Annotated in this window: 1 protein-coding gene; it reads right to left on the reverse strand. The window is 49.1% G+C overall.

What is annotated here, in order from left to right:
- A partial coding sequence (locus EEB19_RS26355) for a hypothetical protein (RefSeq protein WP_187590285.1) occupies nt 1–204 on the reverse strand: 204 nt, incomplete at its 3' end.
- Nucleotides 205–460 lie beyond the last annotated feature (256 nt).

Here is a 460-nt window from a genome sequence, read left to right on the forward strand (position 1 = left end):
GGCTGTAATTCCGAAATGCTCCGCTTTTCGCCGAATTTCCTCGTAAATTGCGGCGCGAATCGGATAGAGGATTCTTCTTTTCGCCTTCAGCACGAGGTGAAGCGGGCGCTTGTGACTCAATGGACGCGCATTTTTTCTCTTGCCGGCGTGGAGAATTCCACTGTGCACTTTTTCTTCGCTAGGAAAGAGGGAGAGTTGCTTCATCGCGGGCACAATACACCCGGTTTTATTTTTGCAATTTCGTGGGAAATGCTTCGATAACGAAGCGCCCGCGCATTCTTTCTATAAGCTTCTTATACGAAACGCTGACTTCGCCCCAGCGCGATCGCGAGCGGGGATATCTCCCCTCATGTTCTGCAAAATGAATCCTGGCAGATCGAATTTGTGGCGGCGAAAAATGCGTCAAGCCTATGCGAAAAATTGTGAGCGAAAAATAATTCCGAAGAAGAAGATGTTCGCG

This window comes from Gordonia sp. OPL2, from assembly GCF_003797825.1.
Classification (GTDB): domain Bacteria; phylum Actinomycetota; class Actinomycetes; order Mycobacteriales; family Mycobacteriaceae; genus Gordonia.